The sequence below is a fragment of the Vibrio sp. 1249-1 genome (assembly GCF_033340495.1).
Map to the genome: position 1 here is coordinate 1 of NZ_JAWOWJ010000098.1, position 1,154 is coordinate 1,154.

1 protein-coding gene is annotated in these 1,154 nt (G+C 47.5%); it reads right to left on the minus strand.

Features of this window, described 5'->3' with window-relative positions; genetic code table 11:
• Window positions 1-1,154, minus strand: a 1,154-nt coding sequence (locus tag R7Z50_RS24530) for a pyruvate formate lyase family protein (protein ID WP_318149352.1), incomplete at both ends; no start/stop codon positions are given.

A 1,154-nucleotide genomic window follows, 5' to 3' on the forward strand; every position in this document is an offset into this window, starting at 1 on the left:
CACCAAATGTTTGATCGCCGCCAAACTGTTACCCAAATTGGCGATACCCACTTGCAGGCCAGATACCCAATCGTATTTCGCTCCGCCTTCTTTTACTGTTTTACCACGCGCCAAACAGTCATCCACCAGCGATGAGCAGAAAATATCTTGCGCTTGCTGCTCAAGCACGCTGTCGACTACAGTATCGATCTCAATCGATTTACGTGTGTAGTAGCGAATTTGCTCCGCCCAAGAAGCGGTGACTTGATCAAAACTCTCGAAGTTGCCTTTTGCCAACGACTTATCATGCGGCAAGAAGGCTTTGCCCGTGGTTGCATCCACACCTTCGTTAAGCGCCGCCAGCAAAATACGCGCAAAGTTAATGAAACTCATACCCGTGCAACGGTAACCCCATTTGCCTGGAACAGCGGTTTCAATACAGCCAATAGACGCGTAGTTGTAAGCGTCTTCTTTCTCAACGCCAAGCTTGATGAACTCTGGAATGACAATTTCATCGTTGTTGAATGCAGGCATACCGAATCCGCATTTGATCACTTCAATACAGCCCATCAAGAACTCTTGATTCAGACCTTCATGATAACGAACACTCAAGTTCGGTTGCGTGGAACGTAGCTGACCACAGGACTCTAAAATCGCCCAAGATAGCGGGTTTACGGCATCTTCAGGTTCTCCATTCTCATTCAGCTTTTGGCCACCGATACAGACATTTTGATACAGCGGAGAACCTGCCGATGCTTTTGAGTGCGCGCCAGAGCGAATCTTGTTTACTTCAAGCAATTTCAACCAACAGCTTTGCAATAACTCAAGGGCGAACGCTTTGTTCATCGCGCCACTTTCAAGATCACGCACGTAGTAGTCGTTTAGGAACTGGTCCATCCGACCGAATGAAACAGAGTGGCCATTCGATTCAATTTGCAACATCAACTGCACAAAATAGCTCAGTTGCAGAGCTTGCCAGAAGTTGGTTGGCGCATGGAAAGCCACATGACGACAGTTTTCTGCGATTGTCTCCAGTTCCGCTTTCCTCTCTGGTCGCGTTTCGTTTTGTGCCATTTCCAGAGCGAGATCGGCGTAACTCACCATGTGTTCCTGAATCGCAAGCAAGACAATTTCGACGGACTTATAAAACTGCTCTTTCTTCAATCCTTCATACG